Origin of the sequence: Rhodovulum visakhapatnamense (assembly GCF_004365965.1) — a bacterium.
GTDB classification, from domain to species: domain Bacteria; phylum Pseudomonadota; class Alphaproteobacteria; order Rhodobacterales; family Rhodobacteraceae; genus Rhodovulum; species Rhodovulum visakhapatnamense.
In genome coordinates, this window is record NZ_SOEB01000016.1 from 11,302 (window position 1) to 34,060 (window position 22,759).

Annotated in this window: 21 protein-coding genes and 2 pseudogenes; 10 read left to right on the top strand and 13 right to left on the bottom strand. The window is 64.4% G+C overall.

The genetic code is table 11. The features are described 5' to 3' along the window. Position 1: 1 nt before the first annotated feature. The gene (locus tag EV657_RS14055; protein WP_134078442.1) at positions 2-4,363 is read right to left on the bottom strand and encodes a bifunctional class I SAM-dependent methyltransferase/DEAD/DEAH box helicase; all 4,362 of its coding nucleotides are present in this window, start codon (positions 4,361-4,363) and stop codon (positions 2-4) included. 177 nt (positions 4,364-4,540) lie between these two features. On the opposite strand from EV657_RS14055, the gene EV657_RS14060 reads away from it, so the two are divergent. From EV657_RS14060 to EV657_RS14070, 3 genes are all read left to right on the top strand, one after another. Then, positions 4,541-4,837, top strand: a complete 297-nt coding sequence (locus tag EV657_RS14060) for a hypothetical protein (protein WP_134078444.1) — start codon at positions 4,541-4,543, stop codon at positions 4,835-4,837. A gap of 365 nt (positions 4,838-5,202) precedes the next feature. Beyond that, the gene (locus tag EV657_RS14065; protein ID WP_134078445.1) at positions 5,203-6,024 is read left to right on the top strand and encodes a type IV toxin-antitoxin system AbiEi family antitoxin; all 822 of its coding nucleotides are present in this window, start codon (positions 5,203-5,205) and stop codon (positions 6,022-6,024) included. Continuing rightward, a complete protein-coding gene (locus tag EV657_RS14070) occupies positions 6,014-6,931 on the top strand; it encodes a nucleotidyl transferase AbiEii/AbiGii toxin family protein (protein ID WP_134078447.1) in 918 nt (305 codons plus the stop codon). The genes EV657_RS14065 and EV657_RS14070 overlap by 11 nt, the downstream gene beginning before the upstream one ends. Positions 6,932-7,013: 82 nt before the next feature. Here the strand turns inward: EV657_RS14070 and EV657_RS21620 are convergent, their stop codons facing one another. The 8 genes from EV657_RS21620 to EV657_RS14105 all read right to left on the bottom strand — a co-directional run bounded on the left by EV657_RS21620 (position 7,014) and on the right by EV657_RS14105 (position 10,732). Next, positions 7,014-7,190, bottom strand: a complete 177-nt coding sequence (locus EV657_RS21620; RefSeq protein WP_166673712.1) for a hypothetical protein — start codon at positions 7,188-7,190, stop codon at positions 7,014-7,016. Between the two features lie 36 nt (positions 7,191-7,226). Beyond that, positions 7,227-7,844 carry a DUF6088 family protein gene (locus tag EV657_RS14075; RefSeq protein ID WP_134078448.1) on the bottom strand — a complete coding sequence of 206 codons (618 nt, stop codon included), beginning with the start codon at positions 7,842-7,844 and terminating at the stop codon, positions 7,227-7,229. 57 nt (positions 7,845-7,901) lie between these two features. Beyond that, on the bottom strand, positions 7,902-8,546 hold the full coding sequence (locus tag EV657_RS14080; protein ID WP_134078450.1) for an antitoxin of toxin-antitoxin stability system: 645 nt from the start codon (positions 8,544-8,546) through the stop codon (positions 7,902-7,904). After that, positions 8,539-8,958: a hypothetical protein gene (locus EV657_RS14085; RefSeq protein ID WP_134078452.1), complete on the bottom strand. Its 420-nt coding sequence runs from the start codon at positions 8,956-8,958 to the stop codon at positions 8,539-8,541. Before EV657_RS14085 ends, EV657_RS14080 begins: the two co-directional genes overlap by 8 nt. A gap of 75 nt (positions 8,959-9,033) precedes the next feature. Further along, positions 9,034-9,231 carry a hypothetical protein gene (locus tag EV657_RS14090; RefSeq protein WP_134078453.1) on the bottom strand — a complete coding sequence of 66 codons (198 nt, stop codon included), beginning with the start codon at positions 9,229-9,231 and terminating at the stop codon, positions 9,034-9,036. 1 nt (position 9,232) lies between these two features. Beyond that, positions 9,233-9,610 carry a DUF6915 family protein gene (locus EV657_RS14095; RefSeq protein WP_134078455.1) on the bottom strand — a complete coding sequence of 126 codons (378 nt, stop codon included), beginning with the start codon at positions 9,608-9,610 and terminating at the stop codon, positions 9,233-9,235. A 10-nt stretch (positions 9,611-9,620) separates the two neighbouring features. After that, entirely contained in the window at positions 9,621-10,112 is a 492-nt protein-coding gene (locus tag EV657_RS14100; RefSeq protein ID WP_134078456.1) for a DUF6878 family protein, read from the bottom strand. A gap of 101 nt (positions 10,113-10,213) precedes the next feature. After that, positions 10,214-10,732, bottom strand: a complete 519-nt coding sequence (locus tag EV657_RS14105) for a DNA repair protein RadC (protein WP_134078458.1) — start codon at positions 10,730-10,732, stop codon at positions 10,214-10,216. A gap of 159 nt (positions 10,733-10,891) precedes the next feature. Between EV657_RS14105 and EV657_RS14110 the strand changes: the two genes are divergently transcribed. Beyond that, positions 10,892-11,275, top strand: a complete 384-nt coding sequence (locus EV657_RS14110) for a hypothetical protein (RefSeq protein WP_133618642.1) — start codon at positions 10,892-10,894, stop codon at positions 11,273-11,275. A gap of 51 nt (positions 11,276-11,326) precedes the next feature. Here EV657_RS14110 and EV657_RS14115 read toward each other — a convergent pair whose 3' ends face one another. Then, on the bottom strand, positions 11,327-12,526 hold the full coding sequence (locus tag EV657_RS14115; RefSeq protein ID WP_134078460.1) for a DUF932 domain-containing protein: 1,200 nt from the start codon (positions 12,524-12,526) through the stop codon (positions 11,327-11,329). Positions 12,527-12,977: 451 nt separating this feature from the next. Here EV657_RS14115 and istA point away from each other — a divergent pair. The 4 genes and pseudogenes from istA to EV657_RS14135 form a co-directional block, all read left to right on the top strand. Then, positions 12,978-14,198 (top strand): annotated as a pseudogene (gene istA / locus EV657_RS14120) (IS21 family transposase); the annotation flags it as partial. Continuing rightward, entirely contained in the window at positions 14,131-14,859 is a 729-nt protein-coding gene (istB, locus tag EV657_RS14125; RefSeq protein ID WP_134078461.1) for an IS21-like element helper ATPase IstB, read from the top strand. The pseudogene istA and the gene istB, both read left to right, overlap by 68 nt. Before the next feature lie 172 nt (positions 14,860-15,031). After that, positions 15,032-16,055: pseudogene (locus EV657_RS14130) on the top strand (IS110 family RNA-guided transposase). A 259-nt stretch (positions 16,056-16,314) separates the two neighbouring features. Continuing rightward, the gene (locus EV657_RS14135; RefSeq protein WP_243837625.1) at positions 16,315-19,629 is read left to right on the top strand and encodes an error-prone DNA polymerase; all 3,315 of its coding nucleotides are present in this window, start codon (positions 16,315-16,317) and stop codon (positions 19,627-19,629) included. A gap of 47 nt (positions 19,630-19,676) precedes the next feature. Here the strand turns inward: EV657_RS14135 and EV657_RS14140 are convergent, their stop codons facing one another. Beyond that, positions 19,677-20,063 carry a hypothetical protein gene (locus EV657_RS14140; protein ID WP_107326303.1) on the bottom strand — a complete coding sequence of 129 codons (387 nt, stop codon included), beginning with the start codon at positions 20,061-20,063 and terminating at the stop codon, positions 19,677-19,679. Between the two features lie 189 nt (positions 20,064-20,252). Then, positions 20,253-20,657: a single-stranded DNA-binding protein gene (locus EV657_RS14145; RefSeq protein WP_133618492.1), complete on the bottom strand. Its 405-nt coding sequence runs from the start codon at positions 20,655-20,657 to the stop codon at positions 20,253-20,255. 420 nt (positions 20,658-21,077) lie between these two features. Between EV657_RS14145 and EV657_RS14150 the strand changes: the two genes are divergently transcribed. Next, positions 21,078-21,398 carry an H-NS histone family protein gene (locus EV657_RS14150; RefSeq protein WP_134078465.1) on the top strand — a complete coding sequence of 107 codons (321 nt, stop codon included), beginning with the start codon at positions 21,078-21,080 and terminating at the stop codon, positions 21,396-21,398. 204 nt (positions 21,399-21,602) lie between these two features. Here EV657_RS14150 and EV657_RS14155 read toward each other — a convergent pair whose 3' ends face one another. Continuing rightward, on the bottom strand, positions 21,603-22,202 hold the full coding sequence (locus EV657_RS14155; RefSeq protein ID WP_134078466.1) for a LysE family translocator: 600 nt from the start codon (positions 22,200-22,202) through the stop codon (positions 21,603-21,605). A gap of 106 nt (positions 22,203-22,308) precedes the next feature. Between EV657_RS14155 and EV657_RS14160 the strand changes: the two genes are divergently transcribed. Beyond that, the gene (locus EV657_RS14160) at positions 22,309-22,755 is read left to right on the top strand and encodes an Lrp/AsnC family transcriptional regulator (RefSeq protein ID WP_134078468.1); all 447 of its coding nucleotides are present in this window, start codon (positions 22,309-22,311) and stop codon (positions 22,753-22,755) included. Positions 22,756-22,759 lie beyond the last annotated feature (4 nt).

The window sequence follows — 22,759 nt, forward strand, 5'->3', positions numbered from 1 at the left end:
CTCAACAACCTCCGCGCGCATGTAGTCCCGTCACGGGACAACGTGCAAGCAGACGATCAAGCACTGCGATGCCGGCTGAGTCCGTCGGGCAGAAGAGGCGCAGCTTCCAGCTGATGATCTCCGAGAAGAAGCCATCGGCCTTGAGTCGGTCTTTCGCCGCTTCCGTGAAGCCAGAGAGCTCGATCCGGTTCAAGCCCATGACGCGGGAGCGGTGCAACTCCATCCCTTCGGCCAGCCGCACCACGGTCTTGCCTTCGAGAACGAGGGCATGAACCTGTGCGGCTGTCAGCTGCGGCGCGTCAGCGGCCAACGTGGTCGCGACCCAAGACGGCGAGACCCGGCGACCGATGATGCGCTGACCGTCATCGGTCTGCAGCCGGTAGACGCGGGTTTCATCCTGCGGCAGTTGCTTCCAGATCGGCAGCAGCAGCCCCGCCACGATGTGCAGCGTGGTTTCCGTGAATTCCGGCACCTCGGCCAGCTCAGACGTCCAGGCTTCGGTGAATGCCGCGCGGTCGGCCTCGAGCCAGTTTGTGTCCTCCATGATTTTGGCCGGAACAGTGCTGGCCTCGGTGGGGCGGATCAACCGCAGGCGCGGCTCGATGGTGCCGTCGTCCATCATTAGGCTGGTGGCGGGCACCTGCACGGCAGACCGGCCCGAGCGGCTGTTGACCAGCAGGCGTGCCTTGGGGTCATCGAGCCAGTCGAGCGCATCCGCGAGCGAGGTCGGCGTGTTGCGACGCTTTTCGGCGATGGTCAGGAGCTGGGTCTCCGCGCCGGAGCCGGGATGGGTGTAAATCACCCGAGCATCTGTCACGCGGAAGCTCTCGGCGCGCAGCGTCTCGAGCCCGAGGTCATACACCCCGGCAGCGATGGCGCCCTCGATCCGCGCATCGAGAAGCTCTTCGAAGGCCGAGAAGAGCACAGCCTGCATGTCGATCGTCAGCGCCAGCAGGCGATTGAGGAAAGTCGTGATCGGCGGCAGGTCGTCCTTCAGCCCGTTGTCATCGGTCAGGCTGAGGCCGGTGGCATCCTCGAAGGCCGCGAGCGAGCAGCCCGCCACATCGCCGCGATAGATGCGGCGGTAGAGCTGGCGCAGGGCATCGCGGGCGTAAGGACTCTCGAGATTGTCCTCGGGCCGGAACAGCCCCTGCCCGCCGGTCTGGCGCTGACCGCGCGTGATCGCACCCAGCGTGTCGAGGCGGCGGGCGATGGTGGAGAGGAACCGCTTCTCCGCCTTCACATCGGTAGCAACGGGCCGGAACAGCGGCGGCTGCGCCTGATTGGTGCGGTTCGTCCGCCCCAAACCTTGGATGGCGGCATCGGCTTTCCAGCCGGGTTCCAACAGATAATGAACCCGCAGGCGCTGGTTTTTCGCGCCGAGGTCTGCGTGATAGCTGCGCCCCGTGCCGCCCGCGTCGGAAAAAATCAGGATGCGCTTCTGGTCATCCATGAAGGCGGCGGTTTCCGCGAGGTTGGCGGAGCCGGCACGGTTTTCCACGACAAGCCGCGCGGCAGGACCCTCGCCCTTCCTCACGATGCGCCGCGACCGGCCCGTAACCTCGGCCACGAGGTCGGTGCCGAAGCGCTGGACGATCTGGTCGAGAGCCCCCGGCACGGGCGGCAGCGAGGCCAGCTTCTCGATCAGCGCATCGCGCCTGCGGGCCGCTTCGCGGCATTCGACCGGCTGGCCATCGCGCACCACGGGCCGAGACGACAGGTTGCCATCGCTGTCGGTGAAGGGCTCGTAGAGCTGCACCGGGAAGGAATGGGCGAGGTAATCCAGCACATATTCCCGCGGGGTGATGTCGACCCGGATGTCGTTCCACTCCTCGGTTGGGATTTCCGACAGGCGGCGCTCCATCAGCGCTTCGCCGGTCGAGACGATCTGGATGACGGCTGTGTGGCCTGCCGCCAGATCGGCCTCGATACTCGCGATCAGCGTGGGGGTTTTCATGGAGGTCAGGAGATGGCCGAAGAAACGCTGCTTGGCGGATTCAAAAGCCGAGCGCGCTGCAGATTTGGCCTGCCGGTTCAGAGTACCGTTCTCAGCGGTGATATTGGCCGCCTCCATCGCAGCGGCGAGGTTGTTGTGGATGATGGCGAAGGCCCCGGCATAGGCATCGTAGATGCCGCGCTGCTCAGGCGTCAGCGCATGTTCCAGCATCTCGTATTCGACGCCGTCATAGGAGAGCGAACGGGCGGTGTAGAGGCCGAGAGACCGCAGGTCTCGGGCCAAGACCTCCATCGCGGCGACGCCGCCCGCCTCGATGGCCTCGACGAATTCGGCGCGGGTCGCGAATGGAAAGTCCTCCCCGCCCCAGAGCCCGAGGCGCTGCGCATAGGCGAGGTTGTGGACGGTCGTGGCCCCCGTGGCCGAGACATAGACCACACGGGCATTCGGCAGCTTGTGCTGCAGGCGCAGGCCCGCCCTGCCCTGCTGCGACGCCTCGGTGTCACCGCGCTCGCCCTTCGACCCGGCGGCATTCGCCATGGCATGGCTTTCATCGAACAGGATCACCCCGTCGAAATCCGCCCCGAGCCAGTCGACGATCTGGTCAACGCGGGATTTCTTGGCCCCTCGCTCCTCGGACCGCAGTGTGGCATAAGTGGTGAAGAGGATGCCCTCGCTCAGCGGGATGTCGCGGCCTTGCGCGAAGCGCGACAGGGGCGTGACGAGCAGGCGCTCCTGGCCGAGCGCTGACCAGTCGCGCTGCGCGTCCTCGAGAAGCTTGTCGCTCTTCGAGATCCAGAGCGCCTTGCGGCGGCCTTGGGCCCAGTTGTCGAGCACAATCCCAGCCGACTGGCGGCCCTTGCCCGCGCCCGTGCCATCGCCCAGAAAAAACCCGCGCCGAAAGCGGATGGCGTCAACAGCATCGTCCGGCGCGGCCGAAACCATGTCGCCGGTCTCATCGACGGTCCAGGATCCAGCGAGATACGCGCCGTGCGCCTCGCCCGCGTAGATCACGGTCTCCAGCTGCGCGTCGGAGAGCAGGCCGTCGCGCAGGACGGCGGCGGGGAGTTTCGGGCGGTAGGTGGGCTTCGGGGGCGCGACCGAGGCCATGGCGGCTGACTGCACCAGCTTGGTCGGGTGTGAGGCAGCGCCGGGGATGTCGATGGCTTGCAGACGGAAGGTCTCGTAGATCGCATCGGACAGACGCGCGGCGCCGAGGTCGTCCTCCGTCTCGCGTAGGGTGTATGCGAGGTCCTCGGCATCGGGCGTGGTGACATGCGCATCCGTCTTGGCCGACGCCGTTGACCGCTGGGGTCGAGCGGCAGGGCCGGAGGCACGGGAAGGAATTCCCCGGAAAGGGGAAGTGGTCGGGGAGCACGCGACTGCGCCCGCATCCATCTCGAGGCGTGGCGGGACCTCTGCTACAATCCGGGCGAGGAGCTGCGGCGCATCGACGGACATCGGCCGAGCCAGATCGGCGGTGATGTCGCCCCGCTCGCCGCCTCGGCATTTGTCGAAGACCGAGATCCGCGTCTCGAAGCTGGTGCCATGCTTGGCGAAAGCAGCGCCTGACACAGCGCCGGTGAATACCAGATGTGCGGTCTCGGTCAGGCGGGCGAAGGTCTCGGACCAGGCGGGCGCATCATGTGCGAAGCTTGCGCCCGTGATCGCGACCAGTCGCCCGCCGGGGGCCAGCCGGGCAAGCGCCGAGCGCAGATGGCGCGCCGTCGCCTCGGTCGTCCGGCCATCGACATGGGCCACGGCCGAGAAGGGCGGGTTCATCAGGATGACGCTCGGACGAACGCCCGCGTCCAGATGGTCGTCGATTTGCGCGGCATCAAAGGTGGTGACGGGTCGCTCCGGAAAGAGAAGGCGCAGGAGGTCGGCGCGGGTCTCGGCGAGTTCGTTCAGCGCGAGACTGCCGCCCGCGATCTCCGCGAGGATCGCCAGAAGGCCGGTCCCGGCCGAAGGCTCGAGGACGAGGTCACGGGGCGTGATCTGCGCCGCCGCCAAAGCCGCCAGTCCCATCGGCAGCGGGGTCGAGAATTGCTGGAAGCGCTCCATCTCCTCCGAGCGGCGGGTGTGCGTCGGCAAGAGACCCGCCACCTTGGCGAGGATCGGCAGCAGGGCAGCGGGCGATCCAGCCCGGCCCAGAAGCGCGCGGCCGAATTTCCGCAGGAAGAGGACCAGCGCCACCTCGCCCGCCTCATAGGCGAGCTTCCAGTCCCAGGCACCATCGGCATCGGAGCCGCCAAAGGCGCGCTCCATCTCGATCCGCAGACGCAGCGCGTCGATCTGAAACCCTTGCGCCAGATCGGGCTGCAGCGCCTCGGCCACGGCGAGGATCGCGGGCGCGGGATCGCGATATGGAACAGGAACGGGAGGCGCAACAGGCGCGAGATAGGTCATCGGGAAACTCCGGAATGAAGGACAGGGACCGGCCCGGGCACCCTCTCTCGGGCACCCTCAGGCCTGATCTTCCCCCGCCCATCTCTCCCTCTCGAACCGACGCGCCCCAGAGCTTCGGCTTGATTTTGTTCCTGTTATGTTCTATCTTGAAAGCCAAGCCAGCAAGGGAGTTTCCCGATGGACAGCACCACATACGCCCTGCCAGCGACACCGAAGCAGATCGCCTATGCGCGGTCGCTCGCGCAGCGCAACCAGACCCTCCTGCCCTGGGAAGTTCAGCAGGACCGCCGGTCCTTGAGCGCCTGGATCGAAGCGCAGGCCCAGCTGAAGCCGGTCTCCGAAATGGACCGACTGCCCACGTCCAAGCAGGTGGCCTTTGCGGAGAAGCTCGCGCGCATCAAGCGCCGCGCCGTCCCGGATGAATGCTTCCGCGACAAGGGGCTCATGTCGAAGTGGATTGACGGGAACAAGTGAGGACGTCGTTAGCGGGCCCCGGCCTTCCGGAGCTTCTGCCATACCGTGGCTTGGCAAACCGAGCGTAGTTGCCAACCTGTAGATTGGCCGATTGGACCTTCGGGACATCAGCCTCGGTCAAACTCCTGTCCGAAGGACCAAGGCCTGGTCGCGGCGGCACGCCGGGAGGTACACCGCTGCGACCTTCGGCAACCACCGCAAGTCGTAGCCGTCTCTCAACCCCGCGCCTTCAGATCTCCCACCACTTGGGGCTACTCCCTCAGGTCTTTGGAAATCTTGATATTGGAGCGTTCAAAACGCTGAAAGACTGCCCACACCAAAGAAACCAGTGGCCGCCTCTTTGAAAATATGTCACTTTAGGCATCATGGACGCCGCAAGGTCACAAAATCTGAAGAAGCTGCTCGATGCCGTGCCTGCCGGGTACCTGGTCGATGCCGCATGGCTCGTCTCCCAAGGCATCGCCTACGAGAGCTTCCGTGACTATGTGAAGCGTGGCTGGCTCGACCGCGTCACCCGAGGCGTCTTCCGTCGTCCGCTCCCCAGCACCGCTGCCACGCCGACATCGAACAGCATCGACTGGAAGACCTGCATCCTGTCCACGCAGCATATCATGGGTCATGACCTGCATGTCGGCGGCACCACGGCGCTCAGCGAACACGGGCATGCCCATTACCTGCACCTCGGCGAAAGCGCTCCTGTCTGGGTCTACGGGGACAACATCCCGAATTGGCTGACAAAACTGCCGATGGATGCCCAGATCAGAACGCGCCCCCGATCTTTGTTTGCCGACCCGAAACTGGGCTTGATCGAGGGCATGACGACCGGCCAACCATGGGACTGGGGTCTCACGATGTCGACGCCGGAGCGCGCGATCCTGGAGGCTATGGACGAACTGCCCGACCATGAAAGCTTCCACACGCTCGACATGGTCTTCGAGAGCTTGACGACCCTTCGCCCGAGACTGCTGTCAGACCTCCTGCAGTCCTGCAGCAAGATCAAGGTCAGGCGCCTGTTCTTCGTTTTCGCTGAGCGCCACGATCATCCCTGGCGCAACCGGATCGACCCGGAGGCCTTCGACCTCGGCAGCGGCGATCGAGCCTTGGTTCAAGGCGGCAAGATCCACCCGCGCTATCGGATCATGGTGCCGGAAGATTTCGTGAAACCGGAGGCCGACCGTGGCGCGTGAGACCTATGAAGCCCAAGTCGCGCTTCTGGTGCGCATCCTGCCCCATGTCGCGGGCGAAAACGTTTTCGCGCTCAAAGGCGGGACGGCCATCAACCTCTTTTACCGCGACATGCCGCGGTTGTCGGTCGATATCGACCTGACCTACCTGCCGATCAAGGAACGCGCCGAGAGCCTGGACGAGATCAATGCCGCGATGGATCGCATCGCGGCTGCCATCGAGGCCGGTATCCGCGGCGCGAAATCGCAGCGCATCCAAGGCGGCGGCGGCGGAGACACACGGCTGCTTGCACGCCTCGGCAATGCCGAGATCAAGATCGAAACCTCTCCTGTGACCCGAGGCGTGGTTCACGACCCGGAAATCCGGATCGTCTCGGGCGCCGTGGAGGACGCCTACGGCTATGCTGAAATACAGGTCGTCTCTTTCGAGGACCTGTTCGCAGGCAAGCTGCACGCTGCCCTGGATCGGCAGCACCCCCGCGACCTCTACGACGTCACGCTCCTTTACGAAAACGAGGGCCTGACGCAGGACCTCTTCCAGACCTTCCTGATCTATGTCGCCAGTTCGCCCCGGCCGGCGCATGAGCTTCTCGATCCGAATCTGATCGACCTCGAGCAACCCTACGCGCGGGAGTTCGAGGGAATGACCAGAACACCCGTTCCTCTCGACTCGCTTCTGGCGACGCGCCTCAGGCTGATCGCAGATGTACAATCGCGCCTCGACGACAAAGCGAGGCAGTTCCTTCTGACACTTCAAGACGGGGAACCAGACTTTGCGGCCATCGACCGGGCGCAGGCGGCTCACCTGCCCGCCGTGCAGTGGAAACTCCTGAACCTGAACAAGCTGAAGCGCGACAACCCCATAAAGCACGCCGCGCAGCGCGACGCCCTGGTGAAGCTTCTGGGCTGAACCATGTCCTGCATCGGCGAGACGGGGGCAGAGACGTCGCCGTCCTCAGCACGTCTATGGGAAGTCCAGAAGACCGGCGAACTCAGTCCGTCGTTGCAAGCCCTGTGTCGCGCTGAACTGACCGCATTTTCGCCTGACGAAAGGCCAAGCGCAGGGCTTCGGTCGGCAAAGGCGGTGAGTCGATCGCCTCAAAGAAGCGCTCATGGTCGATCTTCTTGAGATCAGTGTGGTCAGGACTTTCGATATCGGGTGTTGTCATCTTTACGATCCTCTGGTGCAATTGCGGTTTGGCAGATCAGCCGCCAGCCGCGATCGAGGCACGTGGATGGACCATCTCTCCGACCAATCGCGCCAGCCAGGTCGGGAACTGCGGCGCAGCCGATACCAGTTCTGTCTTTGCAGTCTCCGTGAGCTTGGATCGCAGGATTTGCATGGCCTTGGGAGCCTCATCCGGCCCGAGCCATGCCAGCGCACGGACGGCCTGGCCCGAGGTCTTGCTCCCAAGGGCCAACTGCCAACGCGGTGCATGACGCAGTTCGACTGCCTGCCGGCCAAGGTTCAGCACACGGCTTCGCCCCGAGGTGAGGTAAACCGACTTGACCGGCACCTGCGTGGTCAGGCCCAGAGCGTTTGCCGCGGCAGCACCGCTAGGCACGATCGTCTCGCCCCGCTGCACGGCGAGCGCTTCAATCGCCTGTTCAGCGGACGGACTGCGCGGACCAAAGCGTGTCTGGACGGGGCGCATGTAGATGCCGCGTCCTGAGCGGATCAACTCGCCGCGCGCAGCCAGACGCGACAGCGTTTGATCGACCGCCGCGCGCGAGCCGAGATGCAAAAGCCCCTTCGCTGCCAAGGGTACCCCCTCCGGCAACGTCGTTGCGACATTCATAATGCTCTCGGCCATGCGCTCCATGATCGCTCCTTTGTCAGAAACATACGCAGTTTTCTGACAGTTTTCAACCGTGCGCCCTTACCCGAAGCGACGCCCGGCTTCTGTGAAGGTGTACTCGTTGACGATGATCCCCTCCTCGATGGCCTCATCCGAGGTCAGGTGGTCGTATTCAGCCTCAAGCTGGCGGTAGAGCCAGCGGGCCAGATCGCGCAGCGCGTCGGTCACGATCTCCTCGGCATCCTCAGTCGGCGGCTGCCAGGTCGGGCTGTCGCGGGTGACGTCTACGGACATGGTGTATTCGTGGTAGTAGCGCCCGCGGTGGCTGACCTCAGCGGCGAGCTGATAGAAGTTCCGCCGCTGGATGGCCTGCAGTCGATCCGCGATGCCATGCAGCGTCGCGTCGGTCGGGGCGTAGTCCCGAATGCGGGCGGCGGCGCCCTTCACGTGGGACCAGTAACCTTCGAAGCAAGCGCCGTCGCCCTGGCTCCAGAAGCCGGAGAACCAGATGCAGGGCTTGGCCCGCGTGCCGCCGCCCATCAGCAGGACGGGCCTGGTCTTCAGGCGGACGCCAAGGATCTCGCAGACCCGCTCGAAATCCTCGTAGACCGCGTCCCACCAGTCATCGTGGGGTCCAAGCTCGCGATACCAGCTGCGCGCCTTCTCCTTGGCGGCATCCGAGAGTTCGGGGAACTGGTAGACGGTGGTGCAGATGATCTCAGGCATCGACGTCCTCCCCGTTGAGAGCGCCGGCCAGCCATTCTTGCGTGCTGGTCCAGCCGATGGATTTGCGTGCGCCGAGATCGATGACATGCGCGCCGCCGCCGAAGGCGTCGAGGCGCGGTCGGGAGCAGGTGTGGGCATACTGGAAGCCCCACAAGCCGGTGAGGTCGAGATCGTCCGCGAGGCGCATCACGAAGCGGATGACAGCTTCGACATCGCCGTGCTCGTCGTCATGGATCCAGAGGCTGCTACCTTCCGGCGCGTCCTGGCGCACGAGGTCGAAGCCTGCAACCTCCGGGTCCTCGACATCCTGATCGGCTTCGCGCAAGCTCTGGAATAGGGCGAGCGCGCGGGCGGCCTTGTCGGGGGTACCGACGTCGAGCAAGCACGAGAAATGGGTGAAGTTATCTGCCATTGGGACCTCCTGAATGGGGAAAACCCGGCCGGGCGGCCGGGCGTTGTGTTGGAATGAAGGGGTGGTTGGGGGTAATCAGCCGTTTGGCTGGTCGCCCGCCGCCTGTCGCGCGGCATGGGCGCAGAGCATCTGCTGGTAGAAGCGCTTGCGCGCCGTCCGGAAGCCGCGAACAGCCCGGGTGTCAGGATGAAGCGCCCGGACCGCCGCGCGCAGGACGGTGTATGGCGAGGCCGTCGCTGGCAGGCCGAGGCGCTGATAAGCCGTATCGGTCATGTCAGCTGACCTCGACCACGGGCGAGGCGAGATGCGGATCGACCAGCGCCTCGATCCGCTCGGCCCGGCCCATCCAAAGTTCAGGCCGGATGGCCTTCACCCAGTCTGCGAAACTCGGGATGAAGCCGAGATCTTCCTTCACATGCTGTTCGCCGACCCAGCGGGTCGGGATGACACGTCCGGTCGAGAGCGTGAGGGTCGGGCCGAAAATCGTTTCAGCCATGAAGATGCCCTCGGCATGGTGGCGCAGCGCCCGGTGCCGGAAGTCAGCTGTGATCTCCTTGCTTGCATCAAACCAGGAATGCACCGCGATGAAATCGTCGACCGTGCCGCCCCATTTCTTCACCGAAGACAGGGCGTGGTGATAGGGATGTGCCATCGCTCCCCCCTCAGAAATCATGGGTATGGAGTTCGGACGAGGTGAAGCGCTCGTTGAACTCAAGATGGATGCAGCGGGCTGCCGCGTCGAAGCAGAACTCTCCCCAGGCGCCGTCGTTGTTTTCCCAACCGCCATGGGTGTCGGAGAGGAAGTCGTAGGCCAGCTGCTCGACGACATCCTCCAGCGAGAGCTGCCGCATCTCCACCTCGGGGTCGTCCCAGGTGAGCGCCGCGTATTCGATCTCGGTCAAGGGGAACTCGACCGCGGTCTCTCCCGCCCAGGCGCCGATGCTTTCGATCTGGCCGCTGTCTCCAGCACCATCGAAGGTGACAGTGACATGGGTGATGCCGGCGGCCGTGAGGCCGTCGAAGAGGCGATCCTTGTTGCCGGGGCGCAGCGCTTCGATCCGAGCGGCACGCTCGGCATGGGCCGCGAAGATCTGCGCCATGTCGACGGTCGAGGGCGCCATCGGGGGCGCGAGGGTGGGTTCACTCAGGGTCATCGGGTGTCTCCGGTAAGGGGAAGGGATCGGAGCCGGGCCGGGCGATCTCTCTCCCCCGGACAAGCTCCAAATCCCCTCTGCCCTTCTCTGCCTCTCGGGCCTCACGCAGCGACCTGCAGCGCCCGGGCGGCGAAAGCGCGCCAAAGCGGGTCGACGAGACGCCCGTCCAGAAGATCGGCGCAGTGGCGCAACTGAGCCGCCAGATCGGGCTCGCCCCAGGCGGACGCGCGGCCGGCCTGCGCGCGCAGCTGGCTTGCCTCGGTCACGACGCCCCGCGCTTCGGCCGCGCTCATCACCGGGTGACACCACGCGACAGCGTGGTCTCTGGCGGCCCCAGCCAGCACAAGCCGCTCGTCGCGATCGAGGATCGCCAGAAGTTGTGGCGCGGCACCCGGGGCGATCCCCTCGGCATGGTTGATCGCGCCCTGCATGGCCCCGGCCAGCGTCACGAAGCGGGCGAGGACGAGGGGCGCGGCGCGGCCCGACATGAGATCAGCCGGCGCGCGGCGCGAAAGGGTCAGGACGAAGGGGTGACTGGGGTCAGCGTCGCTGGTCGGAAAACGCGGCGGGACGCCCCGCGCATAGGCGGTCGGGTGGATGGGCAATGGCAGGTCGAACATGGGGGAGATCTCCAACGGCGCGGGAAGCCGTTCTCCCCGCCTCATCCGTCAAAGAACAAACCGCCGCCCTCTTCCTCTAAGGGGAAATTGTCGGCACATTGCAATCCAAGAGCGCTTATGGTGGTTGCACCCAGACCACAAAGGATCGAGGTTATCTAAGTGTTAAAGAAACAGATTAGGACTTATCGTGTTAAGCCTTTCAGCCTTCCAGCTGTATTTGGCCTATGCTTGACAGTGGTGATTTCCCAACTCCCGCAGGCCGCTTTTGCCGACAATGACTGGGGATGTATTTCCCAAGACGCATTCTGGACGCGTGTCCAAGAAACCACCACAAGAGCAGCCAAATCCCACGAAATTACCCTAAGCGGGCGTCAGCATGATAGCGGCTACTCCCACGCAAACGATTTTTTTCAGTCGCTGCACATTTTTGAAGACGGAGCGTGGGTTATTTTCAATATGACTATACGAGAAGCAGAACCCTACGATGAAGTACTATATTGCCTGATCAGCCGAGGCACGAGCAGCGCTTTCCATCAGTTCTGATCGACGACCCCTTGGAAAGTTGGGGCACCCATGGGGGCGCCCCAAATCATGTCAGCCGACCCGGTCGAGAAGCTTCTTGGCGCGCCCCTCCATGTCGAGCCGGGCGTCCTGCTGGGTCTTGTCGCGCGCAAGCCGCGTGATGCCCTGCACGAAGTCGAAGATGCTTTCGGGCGGGCGGCCCTCTTCCATCAGCACCTTCTCGATGATCTTGCCGGATTCAGCCTTCGAGAAGCCCCGCTTGCGCAAGAAATCAGCGCGATCCTCGTCGCTGCGCGCCACGATCTGCTGCCGCGCAGCCTTGATGCCGTTCACGAAACCCTGCGGCGAGGAATTGGCGAACCGCGTCAGCGCCGGGGCCGCCTCGTGTGCGAAGCGCGAGGTCGCGTATTTCGAGTGGCGGATCTTGATCTCCTGGAAATCCTCGACGCCCCAGAGGTTGCGGTTCTGGCACACCGCCCGCAGGTAGAAGCTTGCCATCCCCAGGGTCTTCGCGCCCACCTCGGAGTTCCAGCAGTAGAAACCCCGGAAGTAGAGATCGGGGGAGCCGTCGGGCAGACGCCCCGCCTCGATCGGGTTGTGGTCGTCTACGAGGAACAGGAAGACGTCACGGTCCGAGGCATAGAGCGTGGTCGTGTCGCGGCTGATCTCGACATCGGGGTTGTAGACCCCGGTCGACCAGTCGAGCACCCCCGGCACCTTCCAGCGCGTGTCGCCCGTGCCGTTGCCCGCGATGCGCTGCACCGCCTCGACCAGTTCATGGTCATGGATGCGGCCATAGTCGGGGCCGGTGACGGCACGCAGTTCGGTGCGACCATCTTCAGTCTCGAAGGTCTTCACCTGCTCGGCGCGGTGGTTGGTCAGGCCGTATTGCAGGTTGATCCCCGCCAGCGGCGCGGGCAGCTGCCGCAGGTATGAGGCCGGCGCGCCGACGATGCTCGCAAGCTGGCCAAAAGCCCAATGCGTGGGCGCCACCGGCTCCTGCGCTTTCGGCAGCATCAGGTGCAACCGTTCGGGGTTATCGCGCGCTGCCTCGGCGCGGATGTCCGCCGTCTGCACCACACGGCTGCGGCTGCGCTCGGAGCGGCCCTTCACATTGGCCCAGAGATCGTCGAGCGACAGATACCGCTCGTCATCGGGCCGGTTGAACCATTCGGACGACACCCGCCCGTTCCGCTCACCCCGGCTCACATCCACTTTCCAGCCATCTGCACGCACCGGTGCGACCGGATCCAGAACTTCCACAACGCCCATCGGCGATCTCCCTCGACGGGCGCCGGAAGCCACTCTCCCAGCCCTCAACCCGTCAGCGCGCCAAGCGCAGCCCTCTAACTCTTTGAAAGGAAAGGAGGTGAAATATAGGGGCGAAGCCACCAACCATCCCGAGGGGTGCGAATCCCCTCCCGCCACACGGTGCAGCGTGGGGCGCGAAGCGAGCGGGTGAGGCCGACCGGGTGCTTCCGGAAGGCCATAAATCAGCAGAACCAGCTAACGCCGGGCGTGAGGGAACTTCCGATCCCGAGACCGGCCCGGCTAGCCAGTCCGCCATGGAGAGGGAAACCGAACCGATGGCCGAAGCCCCGTCAGGAGGTTCCCCACCGACTCGGAAGTGGGTGGGGCAGTCGAAAGACTTGTGGAGCGCCGACGCCCGATTGATGGGCGGGTGTCAGGGACGGCGGGGCAACCCGCCGTCAGCGTCCGGGAAGCCTCGGCCAGTGCCTATGTTCCGCTGAGCTTCGATCCCGGCGAGGCCTACCAGTTCGACTGGAGCCATGAGATCGTGATCCTCGATGGCGTGACGGTGACGGTCAAGGTGGCCCATGTCCGCCTGTGTCACAGCCGGATGCCGTTCGTGCGGGCCTATCCCCGCGAGACGCAGGAGATGGTGTTCGATGCCCATGACAGGGTGTTCGCCTTCTTCGGCGGCGCCTGCGCGCGGGGCATCTACGACAACATGAAGACAGCCGTGGACACGATCTTTGTCGGCAAGGACCGGGCCTACAATCGCCGGTTCGAACAGATGTGCGGGCACTATCTGGTGGAACCGGTCGCCTGCACACCGGCGTCGGGCTGGGAGAAGGGGCAGGTCGAGAACCAGGCGGGGGTTCTACGGCGGCGGTTCTTCGTGCCCCGCCCGAAGTTCAAATCCTTTGCCGAGCTGAATGCCTGGCTCGAGGACCGGTGCATCGCCTATGCCAAGGCGAACCGGCATCCCGACATTCCGGACAAGACGATCTGGGAGGTGTTCGAAGAGGAGCGGTCGGGCCTGGTGCCGTATGTCGGTCCGTTCGATGGATTCCACGCCGTCCCGGCGTCGGTGTCCAAGACCTGCCTCGTGCGCTTCGACAAGAACCGCTACTCGGTGGACGCCCGCGCGGTCGGGAGGCCCGTCGAGATCCGCGCCTATGCCGACCGCCTGGAATGCTGGCAAGACGGTCAGGTCGTGGCCCGCCATGATCGGGCCTTCGGTCGCGGCAAGACGATCTACGACCCGCTCCATTACATCCCGGTTCTGGCGCGCAAGCCAGGCGCCCTGCGCAACGGGGCGCCGTTCAAGGGCTGGGACCTGCCGCCAGCCCTGCACCGGGTTCAGCGCAAGCTCGAACGTCAGCCCGGCGGCGACCGGCAAATGGTCGACATTCTCGGGGCCGTGCTCACCGACGGGCTGGAGGCCGTCGAAGCCGCCTGCGCCGAGGCGTTGGAACAGGGCGTCCATTCCGCCGGTGTCGTTCTGAACATTCTGGCGCGCTACCGCGAACCGCCACCGCCGCTGACAATCACGACGCCGGATGTGCTGAAGCTGGACCGCGAGCCTGCCGCCAATTGCGACCGCTATGACAGCCTGAGGAGAACACGGAATGGAACGATCGCAGGTGCTGGACGCCATGGGTCAACTGAAGCTCTACGGCATGAGGACGGCTTATGACGAGATCATCGCCACGGCGGTCAAGCGACAGCACGAGCCGCAACAGATCATTGGCGACCTCCTGGCCGCCGAGATCAGTGAGAAGCAGGCGCGCTCGATCAAGTATCAGATGACCATCGCCAAGCTGCCGCTGGCCAAGGAGATCGAGGAGTTCGACTTCCAGGCGGCCGAGGTCAACGAGACCCTGATCCGGGATCTGGCCACCGGCGACTTCCTTGACCACCAGCGCAATCTCGTGCTGATCGGCGGCACCGGAACCGGAAAGACCCATCTCGCGGTCAGCATCGCCCGGGCCTGTATCCGAAACGGCCGCCGTGGACGGTTCTTCAACGTCGTCGACCTCGTGAACAAGCTCGACGCCGAAGCCCGGGCCGAACGGCAGGGCCGGACTGCGGACCTGATCTCCCGCCTCGACTTCCTGATCCTCGACGAACTCGGCTATCTCCCGTTCGCCCAGACCGGCGGCCAGCTCCTGTTCCACCTGATCAGCAAGCTCTACGAGCGCACCTCGATCATCGTCACGACCAATCTCGCCTTTGGCGAATGGCCCACCGTCTTCGGAGACGCGAAGATGACCACCGCGCTGCTCGACCGCCTGACGCATCACTGCGAGATCGTCGAAACCGGCAACGAAAGCTGGCGCTTCAAGAACCGAGCATAACGCAAACGGCACCCCGCTGGCCCGCCGCCGCTGCGTTACATGGGGACTACGCAGCGCCGGGCCAGCTTAGCTCCAGGGGGGTCAATTTTGATGGGGTGGATGCCCCCGCCCGACGGCATCGCGATGTGCCAGGATGGTGATGCTGAAGTCACCATAGAAAGAGGAGGCATCCATGAATGAGGTTAGCATCGTCGGCGTCGACCTGGCCAAGCAGGTCTTTCAGGTTCACGGCGCTGCGGCGGACGGGCGGGTGCTGTTCCGCAAGAAATTGTCACGCCCGCAGTTCGCGAAGTTCATGGCGGCCCTGCCTCGGTGCGTCGTGGCGATGGAGGCCTGCGGCACCGCGCATTACTGGGGCCGGGAGTTGGCCGGGCATGGGCATGACGTCCGGCTCATCCCGCCGGTCTATGTGAAGCCGTTCGTGAAGCGGCAGAAGAACGATGCGGCCGATGCGGAAGCCATCGCCGAGGCGGCCCTGCGCCCGACGATGCGCAGCGTGGCTGTGAAGACGGCCGGACAACAGGCGCGGGCGATGCTTTTCCGGACCCGCGATCTGCTCGTCGGACAGCGCACCCAGTTGATCAATGCACTCCGCGGCCATCTTGCAGAGCATGGCATCGTCCTGGCCAAGGGGCATCGGCAATATCGACCGTCTCGCCACGCGCCTCGAAGAAGAAGGCCTTCCCGATCTGGTCCGGGACCTGGGGCGGCTCTACCTCCACCGGATCGCCGGACTCAGCGACGAAATCGACAAGCTGGACGGGCGCATCGCGGCCGCCGCGAAGGAAAGCGATGTCGCGCGCAGCCTTCAGACGATGCCGGGGATCGGTCCGGTCTGTGCCATGGCGATTGCCACCTTCGCGCCCGACATGCGGGAATTCCGCCGCGCGCGCGATTTCTCGGCCTGGCTCGGGCTCGTTCCCCGGCAACATTCCAGCGGCGGCAAGCAGAAGCTCGGCCGCACCTCCAAGATGGGCCAACGCGACATCCGGCGCCTGCTGATAGTGGGGGCGATGTCCGTCGTGCATTGGCGAGGGCGCGATGGCGGCAGGCCCGGGTCGTGGCTCTCCCGCATGCTGGCCCGGAAACCGCGCATGCTGGTCGCGATCGCCCTGGCCAACAAGATGGCCCGGATGGTCTGGGCCATGCTCTCGCGCAACGAGGACTACCGGGATCCGGTCGGCGCGGTCTGCTGACCGCGGCCGCCGGAGCATCGGCGATGTGAGGAGGACGACGACCAGCATGGGCAAATGATCGACAAGATCCGGAACGGGAAAACCAGTGGCGTCCAACGAGCCCGAGCTCGCAATTTTGATCTGGACCCCGGTCCGCGCATCACCACACCGGCCCGCGGCATGTCACGGCCGCACCTCAGAGGCCTGAAACATGACCGCATCCGATCACATGCTCAGAAGGTCAGAAAGTCCTTGCATCGAAGGGGGCATCCAAACATGCATGCCGATCCACACATCCCATCCCGAGGAACTGGTGACCCGCGCCGCCGAACTGGGTCTTGCGGCCATTGCCATCACCGACCGCAATTCGGTGGCGGGCGTTGTGCGGGCGTTCTCCGCGCTCAAGGAACTGGCGCGGCTGCGAGATGAATCCCGGGCAAATGTCCAGGCCGCACAGGATGGCCCGGCCATCAGGTCGCAGCGCGTCACCGACCACTCCAGCCGCCAGGACGTACCCCATTTCACTGGCGCGACCGGGACGCCCAGTCTGTCCGCCACCGCCCTGCCGAAGCTGATCGCGGGCGCACGGCTGGCGCTGACCGACTCTGCGGTCGAATGGCTTGCGCTACCCACCGGTCTGATGGCCTGGTCCCGCCTGACCCGGCTCTTGTCGTTGGGCAAGCGCCGCGCTCCCAAGGGCGAATGCCACCTGCAACGGGCGGATCTGGCAGAATGGGGACAAGGCATGATCCTGATCGCCCTGTCGCCTGATCCGATGGAGGATGGCAACCCCAAGACCACCCGCAGCGATCTGCTGGCCGTTGCCCGCACTTTTCCCGGCCAGTGCTTCCTCGGGGCCGCCCCCCGCTATGATGGCCGCGATCAGGCCCGCCTCGACCAGCTGGCCATGCTGGCCCAAGGCGTGAACCTGCCGATGGTTGCCGTAGGCGACGTGCTGATGCACCGCGCCGCCCGTCGCCCGCTGGCCGATGTACTGACCTGCCTGCGCATCGGTTGCACCATCGACAACATCGGCGAGCACCGGCTTGCCAATGGCGAACGCCGTCTGAAATCCGGGGCCGAAATGGCGCGGCTCTTTGCCCGCCACCCCGCCGCCCTGCGCCGCACGGTGGAGATTGCCGACCGCTGTGTCTTCCGCCTGAACGACCTGCGCTACCAATACCCGGACGAGGCGCAGGATGGCGAACCGGCGCAAGACCGTCTGGAACGCCTGGCCCGGGCTGGGCTGCACTGGCGCTATCCGCCCGGACCGCCGCCCAAGATCGTCCATCGCGTGGAAAAGGAACTGACCCTGATCCGCGAGGTGGACTACGCGCCCTATTTCCTCACCGTGCATGACATCGTCCAGTTTGCGCGATCGAAGGGCATCCTGTGTCAAGGGCGGGGCTCGGCAGCCAATTCGGTGGTCTGTTACCTCCTGGGCATCACCGAGGTGCCCCCCGAAAGCATCACCCTGATCTTCGAACGGTTCATTTCCAAGGAGCGCGGCGAGCCACCGGACATCGACGTCGATTTCGAACACGAGCGGCGCGATGAGGTGATCCAGTGGATCTATGCCCGCTATGGCCGTGAGCGCGCCGGGCTGACCGCCACGGTGATCCATTTCCGCAGCCGCGCCGCCATCCGCGAGGTGGGCAAGGTCATGGGCCTCAGCCAGGATGTGATCGCCCGGCTTTCGGGTCAGATCTGGGGCTGGTCCTCCGCCGCGCCCGGCGAAGACCGCTTGCGCGACGCAGGCCTTTCCATCGAGGATCGCCGCGTGCAACTGGCCGTGCAACTGATCGGCGAGATCATCGGCTTTCCCCGCCACCTCAGCCAACACGTCGGGGGGTTTGTCATCACCAAGGGTCGATTGGACGAGCTTTGCCCGATCGAGAATGCGGCGATGGACGACCGCACCATCATCGAATGGGACAAGGACGACATCGACGCGCTCGGGCTTCTGAAGGTGGACATCCTTGCCCTCGGCATGCTGACCGCGATCCGCAAGGCCTTTGCCCTGCTGGCCGATCACCGTGGGAAAAAGCTGACGCTGGCCAGTGTCCCGCCTGAAGACCCGCCGATCTATGACATGCTCTGCCGCGCCGATGCCATCGGGGTGTTTCAGGTGGAAAGCCGGGCGCAGTTGAACTTCCTGCCCCGGATGCGGCCCCGCAAGTTCTACGATCTGGTCTGCGAGGTGGCCATCGTCCGCCCCGGCCCGATTCAGGGCGGCATGATACATCCCTTCATCAACCGCCGCAGGGGCCGCGAGAAGGTCGAAGACCTCGGCCCCGCGATGATGGAGGTGCTGGGCCGCACCTATGGCGTGCCGCTGTTTCAGGAGCAGGCGATGCAGATTGCCGTGGTCGCGGCAGGGTTTACGCCTGCGGAAGCTGACCGACTGCGTCGCAGCCTCGCTACCTTCAAACGCATGGGGACAATCGGCAGCTTCCGTGACCGTTTTGTCAGCGGAATGCTGTCGCGCGGCTATGATGCAGATTTCGCGGCGCGCTGTTTCGCCCAGATCGAGGGCTTCGGCAGCTATGGCTTTCCAGAATCTCACGCAGCCAGTTTCGCGCGGCTGGTCTATATCTCTGCCTGGCTGAAATGCCACCATCAGGCGGTCTTCACCTGCGCGCTGCTGAACTCCCAGCCAATGGGGTTCTATGCCCCGGCCCAACTGGTACGAGATGCCCGTGATCATGGTGTCGAAGTCCGTCCGATCTCGGTCAACCATTCACTCTGGGACTGCACGCTGGAGGCGCGCGCCGATGGTGGCTTGGCGCTGCGTCTTGGGTTCCGCCAGATCAAGGGCATGCGGGAGGAGGATGCGGGCTGGATCGCGGCCGCGCGCGGCAACGGCTATCCCGATGTGGAAAGCCTCTGGCGTCGGGCAGGCGTTCACCCCGACACGCTGGAACGCTTGGCCGAGGCCGATGCCTTTGTCGCTCTTGGCCTGACCCGCCGTGACGCGCTTTGGGCAGCCAAGGCGCTGAAAACACCGGCTCCGCTGCCGCTATTCGGGGCCGATGGCGAAGGCGGCGTTGAGCCGACCGTCGCGCTGCCGCAGATGACCTTGGGCCAGGAGGTGATCGAGGATTACCTCTCTCTGCACCTGTCCCTGCGCGCCCATCCGATGGAGCTCTTGCGCCCGCGCCTGCCCGAGAGCATTGCCCATTACCGGCTGGCACAGGCCAAGGGGCGCGTCACCGTTACCGGCCTTGTCATCACTCGCCAACGCCCCGGCACAGCGGCGGGCGTCATTTTCCTGACACTGGAGGATGAAACCGGCACAGCGAATATCATCGTCTGGAAACAGGTTTATGAGGCTTTCCGCAAGGCGGTGATCGCAGGCCGACTGGTCCGCGTCACCGGCCGCATTCAGCGCGATGGCCCCACCACCCACCTGATCGCCGAGCGGGTCGAGGATGTGTCGGAGCTGCTGGCCACGCTCGGCCGCCCGGTGATGATCGACGCCAATGACGGTCGCGCCGATGAAACGAAACGCCCGGTCGGGGGAAGCATCAGATCGACAGCGCGCCATCCCCGGGAGCAGGCGCGAAAGCTGTTTCCGAGCCGGGACTTTCACTGACGGGTTGCCCGAAGATGCACTGCTGGGCACGGTGTATGGAGTTCGGCTCAGGCTGGGCCCAGATCGGCCCCAAACTTGATTGCGCCCAAAAACTTGGCGTCCAACTCAGGCTCATCCCATTTACCTGCGACCGTCATCCAACGGTCAATAAGCGACATGAAGTCCGGATCATCGCAGCTCATCTGAAACGTGTAGAGGCGATTGACGATCTGGCGCATCAAATCCCGCATCGCGTCATCGTCGATATGCGACACCTCGGCCCAAGCGATCTTGCGGCCCTCGGCATCAAGCACGAACACATCCGAATAGTCGCCATTATGCGTGACCGGAACGACACCTGCATGCACGGCCTCAAGCCTTGTATTGCGCACGCACATCACGGCCATGATCTTGGCCAAGCTCGCAGCGATCCGCTCTTTGTCTTCGGGTTTCATGCGCGAAACGTAGCGGAAAGAGGGCGATGCAGCCAGTCGTTTGCAAGGACTGCAACAGTAGAAATCTGAGTGTCTGGATCGTGTTACCGCTCTTGCCGATGCGCCTCGTCGGATTTCCGATATTTTGCATCGAGAAACCGAAGCCCGGCGAGTTTCCCCCGCCGGGCCCGAGGGGGGAGACCCCGTTCCTCAGAACGGGATCTCGTCGTCGCGGTCGACCAGCTCGGGGTTTTCGTTCTCGGCCGACTTCGGCCGGCTCAGGAAGTCGACCTTCTCGGCGATGATCTCGCAGCCGTAGCGGTCGTTCCCCATGCTGTCGATCCACTTGGTGTAGTGGATGCGGCCGTGGACGAGGACCTTCATGCCCTTTTCGCAATGCTCCGCGACCGTCTTGCCGAGACCGTTGAAGCAGGTGATGCGGTGCCATTCGGTGTCCATGACCCGGTAGCCGTTCTCGTCGCGCAGGACGCGTCCTTCCGAGAGGCGGGGGCGGGAGGTGGCGAGGCTGAAGTTGGTGATCTTGGTGCCGCCTTGGGTGCTGCGGACTTCGGGTTTCTGGCCAATGTTGCCGGCGAGAATGACGATGTTCTGCATGGGTCAAGCTCCTGTGTGTCCTGTCTTCGGGACCGTCCCTTCGACAAGACCCGGAAAAAGCCCGTCGGGTGACGCGTGCACGGTGGACGGAACGGAAGCCGGAAACCCCCAGAGGACCGGGGTGGAGCGGGCAGCCCCAAAGGGGCAACTCGGCCCGGTCTGACGCGGGGTTGCGCGCGAGAGCCCGAACGGGATTAGGGGATTGTCAGTCGAAGGGATGGCTCAGAAGCCAGAGATGCGCAGGGAGCCCATGCCAGAACCTGTCACCCGGCCAATCGGGACTGCCTGACCCCAAGCCCAGCATCCCACTCGCGCCGAAAGTGCCGATCACCGGCTCCCGCCCCCTTGCCCCGCCAGCCGGAACGTGCGGCACCTGCCGCGACGGGCTATCGATACCGGGTCGGGACAAGGACCGCAGCCATGTCTGATTTCGATCTCGAGGCACTGTCGCTCGGAGAGCTGAAGAAAATGCAGAAGGACGTCGCCAAGGCGATTTCCACATTCGAGGATCGGCAGAAGGCGGAAGCCCGCGCCAAGGTGGAGGCCTTCGCCCGGGACCTGGGCTACTCCCTGGCCGAACTTGTCGGCACGGAGACGAAATCCTCCCGTGCGGCTGTCGCGGCGAAATACCGGCACCCTGAGAACCCGGCGCTGACTTGGTCGGGCCGGGGTCGCAAACTGCAGCGGTTCGTGGGGGCGTTGGAGGAAGGGACGACCGCAAGCGACCTAACCATAAGTTGAGGGTATGGGCGACGCGATCGGCCCTGAGCCGACCTTGGCGAAGAGATCGGACGCCGCATCGCAGCTTCACCAAAGAAGCCATTCATGGAGACCGCAGCATTTTGGGCGACCAGAGGTCCGCAGTGCGGGCTTTGCGAACCTAAACCCCATACCAGAGCCAGTTCAATCGCACCTTTCCGGAACCGAGTTTGGCAACGTCCAAACTCAAATTCCGAGGCCGAGCACGGGATAGAGCGACGCTACTAGCAAAGCCGCCATGGTGATGTTGAAGACCCTGAGCCGGGTGGAAGTCGACAGCCATTGCCGGACGACAGTCCCAAGCCATGCCCAGACCGAGATCGCCGGAAAGCAGACGAGTGCGAACGCACCGGCCACGATGGCGACCGACAGCATCGAGCGGTCGGGCGCGTAGAGCGTTATGGCAGACAGGCACATGGCCCAGGCCTTGGGGTTCACCCACTGGAAAGTGGCCGCTTGAAGAAAGGTCATCGGACGACTGTCCGCGCCCCGCTCCTCCACCGGGGCGGCCGTTGCGATCTTGAATGCGAGCCAGAGCAGGTAGCCAACGGAAACGACCTTCAGCACCAGGTTCAGCGCAGGCAATGCATCGAACAGAGCCATCAGCCCCACACCTACGAGGAGAGCCATGACCGACACGCCCCCGACGATGCCGAGCATGTGCGGCAGGGTCCGCCGAAAGCCGAAGTTCGCACCGGACGCCATCAGCATGAGGTTGTTCGGCCCCGGCGTGACGGTGGCAACAAATGCGAAGCCCAGAAGGGCGGTCAGGATAGCGAAACTCATGGGGCGTGCCTCCGATAGTGCTTGGGCGCAACAATAGCGGGAAGAGGTCGCAACATGTCGTCTAATGCTCTATCCTCAGACACAGATGCACAACGATTGATGCCTCATGGACGCTATAGACAAGAAAATATTGCGCGAGCTACGGCGTGACGGCCGGATGAGCAATGTCGCTCTGGCCGAACGTGTCGGCCTGTCTCCCTCGGCTTGCCTGAGACGAGTTCAGGAGCTGGAGCGAACCGGAGTGATCCTCGGCTACAGGGTCGTGACCAGCCCCGAGCGCATGGGGCGCGGGTTCGCCGCCTATGTCATGGTCGGCCTGTCCTCTCATACCAAGGCAGCACAGGAGGGCTTTGAGCGCGCCATGGCAATCGCGCCAGAAGTCGTCGAGTGCCATAACATAGCAGGGGCTTTCGAGTATCTCCTCCGCGTCGAGAGCGCCGATCTCTCGGAATACAAGCGCTTTCACACGGAGGTTTTGGGCACCCAATCCCATGTCCATGCAATCACGTCCTACATCGTGATGGGATCACCCAAAGACGAGCGCGCCACTTGATCGC

What these genes read in the sequence shown, in the direction of transcription:
- EV657_RS21620 (WP_166673712.1), bottom strand. Translation starts at nt 7,190, where the DNA reads ATGACAACACCCGATATCGAAAGTCCTGACCACACTGATCTCAAGAAG.
- istB (WP_134078461.1), top strand. Translation starts at nt 14,131, where the DNA reads ATGGAACGATCGCAGGTGCTGGACGCCATGGGTCAACTGAAGCTCTAC.
- EV657_RS14065 (WP_134078445.1), top strand. Translation starts at nt 5,203, where the DNA reads ATGGACGCCGCAAGGTCACAAAATCTGAAGAAGCTGCTCGATGCCGTG.
- EV657_RS14060 (WP_134078444.1), top strand. Translation starts at nt 4,541, where the DNA reads ATGGACAGCACCACATACGCCCTGCCAGCGACACCGAAGCAGATCGCC.
- EV657_RS14075 (WP_134078448.1), bottom strand. Translation starts at nt 7,844, where the DNA reads ATGGAGCGCATGGCCGAGAGCATTATGAATGTCGCAACGACGTTGCCG.
- EV657_RS14095 (WP_134078455.1), bottom strand. Translation starts at nt 9,610, where the DNA reads ATGGCACATCCCTATCACCACGCCCTGTCTTCGGTGAAGAAATGGGGC.
- EV657_RS14105 (WP_134078458.1), bottom strand. Translation starts at nt 10,732, where the DNA reads ATGTTCGACCTGCCATTGCCCATCCACCCGACCGCCTATGCGCGGGGC.
- EV657_RS14090 (WP_134078453.1), bottom strand. Translation starts at nt 9,231, where the DNA reads ATGACCGATACGGCTTATCAGCGCCTCGGCCTGCCAGCGACGGCCTCG.
- EV657_RS14055 (WP_134078442.1), bottom strand. Translation starts at nt 4,363, where the DNA reads ATGACCTATCTCGCGCCTGTTGCGCCTCCCGTTCCTGTTCCATATCGC.
- EV657_RS14080 (WP_134078450.1), bottom strand. Translation starts at nt 8,546, where the DNA reads ATGCCTGAGATCATCTGCACCACCGTCTACCAGTTCCCCGAACTCTCG.
- EV657_RS14140 (WP_107326303.1), bottom strand. Translation starts at nt 20,063, where the DNA reads ATGAAACCCGAAGACAAAGAGCGGATCGCTGCGAGCTTGGCCAAGATC.
- EV657_RS14135 (WP_243837625.1), top strand. Translation starts at nt 16,315, where the DNA reads ATGCCGATCCACACATCCCATCCCGAGGAACTGGTGACCCGCGCCGCC.
- EV657_RS14160 (WP_134078468.1), top strand. Translation starts at nt 22,309, where the DNA reads ATGGACGCTATAGACAAGAAAATATTGCGCGAGCTACGGCGTGACGGC.
- EV657_RS14100 (WP_134078456.1), bottom strand. Translation starts at nt 10,112, where the DNA reads ATGACCCTGAGTGAACCCACCCTCGCGCCCCCGATGGCGCCCTCGACC.
- EV657_RS14085 (WP_134078452.1), bottom strand. Translation starts at nt 8,958, where the DNA reads ATGGCAGATAACTTCACCCATTTCTCGTGCTTGCTCGACGTCGGTACC.
- EV657_RS14145 (WP_133618492.1), bottom strand. Translation starts at nt 20,657, where the DNA reads ATGCAGAACATCGTCATTCTCGCCGGCAACATTGGCCAGAAACCCGAA.
- EV657_RS14115 (WP_134078460.1), bottom strand. Translation starts at nt 12,526, where the DNA reads ATGGGCGTTGTGGAAGTTCTGGATCCGGTCGCACCGGTGCGTGCAGAT.
- EV657_RS14150 (WP_134078465.1), top strand. Translation starts at nt 21,078, where the DNA reads ATGTCTGATTTCGATCTCGAGGCACTGTCGCTCGGAGAGCTGAAGAAA.
- EV657_RS14155 (WP_134078466.1), bottom strand. Translation starts at nt 22,202, where the DNA reads ATGAGTTTCGCTATCCTGACCGCCCTTCTGGGCTTCGCATTTGTTGCC.